1 protein-coding gene is annotated in these 1,420 nt (G+C 33.9%); it reads right to left on the bottom strand.

Annotation, left to right across the window (positions count from 1 at the left end; translation table 11 throughout):
- Positions 1-76 precede the first annotated feature (76 nt).
- Positions 77-1,036, bottom strand: a complete 960-nt coding sequence (locus tag DWW52_RS20845; protein WP_233557010.1) for an SMI1/KNR4 family protein — start codon at positions 1,034-1,036, stop codon at positions 77-79.
- Between the last annotated feature and the right edge of the window lie 384 nt (positions 1,037-1,420).

The following is a 1,420-nucleotide window of genomic DNA, read 5'->3' on the forward strand; positions in this document are numbered from 1 at the left end:
TTTTCATTCTTTTTTATTTGATGCTAATGTCCGGCAGCGTTCCGCTTTAAGCGGTTTGTGCTGTTTGTTATTGGAGTTATTCCATTTTATACATTTTTTTCTCCCAACTTTTTAATTCTTGAAGAACAGGCTTGGGATTATGTAATATTTGATTAAGAAACTCTGTAAAGGTTGGTTCCAACACTTTAACTTCTTGGGACTCAAAATCAAAGAGAAAAACTCCTCCTTCTTTATTCTCATCATCAGTCAATTTAAGAACAATCACGCCATGATCAGAATACCGTCCTATTGCAAAATACCCTTCATCAAGAATTTCCTCCTGCATTTCTTGGTTTTCCTCAATCAGGATTTTATCCCATGAATGTATTGGCTTCGGATAGAGGAAAACATCTATATCCCAAAATATTTCATAGAAATGTTTATATTTCAAATAGCTTTTATAGGAAAGAGGAAGAATGACATTCAGCTCACCTTCCAACTTATCAATATCTTCGTCTGAAATCTGGCTATCTATCGCTTTCCATATATGATCTTTTTCAGTTATGATATCCACCATATAATTGGTACGTCCCGGTTGAGTCACATATATTTTAGGCGATTTTCCTTCAAGCAGGTTATTGTCCAGAAAATCCTGCATCTCCGGTTCTATGATTGGTCCATAAGAAGCAACATACATTAGGTATTCTTTATGCTCCTGAACAAGTTCCAGACATTTGTCTATGTAACTCCTTATTGTCGCCTCATTTTTGATGCTTGAAACTTTCCCTGTTTTTAATGTCGGTGTTCTACGAGTATTTTTTCGGCATTCTTCCTGCTCGGTTTTATTTTCCGGATTCACCAATTTCATAGCGAATTTTTCCTTGATAATAATATTTTTTAACTTTTCACTAATGAACCATTCGTATGTATCTTTCGTATCTCTTGCTATATAGAAATCTTTCAAACAGCGGTTCGCTATAATGGGCGGAATAGAAAATAGGCTGCTATCATCATTTTGGGCTTGTAGCTCTGTTTGTTGGTGATCTATTACATCCATATAATTAAGAATTTTAGCAGCATAAAAGTCTTTCTTCTGATTTTCGCAGCATATCTCTATGGGGAAAAAATAACTTCGTCTTTTAAAATATGGCTTAGTCTATCTACAAATCTTTGGCTGAAAATGGGAAAGCAACAGAAGGTTCGTAAAAAATCACATTTGTCTAAATCTTTTTTTGTCAGACCTTCTTGAGCAATACCTTTCAATTTAGTGTATTTCAAAAATCGCCCATCACCATTATTATGATTGAAGTAATTATATATTCTATCATAATTACCTTGAATTATGATTATAGTGTTCGATTTTCTCAGAACCGATTCTATTTTGTATATTCTTTCCATAATGATTTACTCCAATAATGTTGGGTGGCTAACCGACCTTTCA

The sequence above is a fragment of the Odoribacter sp. AF15-53 genome (assembly GCF_003479425.1).
Classification (GTDB): Bacteria; Bacteroidota; Bacteroidia; order Bacteroidales; family Marinifilaceae; genus Butyricimonas.

Bases quoted from the DNA above. Each gene is read 5' to 3' on its own strand.
- DWW52_RS20845 (WP_233557010.1), bottom strand. From the start codon at position 1,036: ATGGATGTAATAGATCACCAACAAACAGAGCTACAAGCCCAAAATGAT.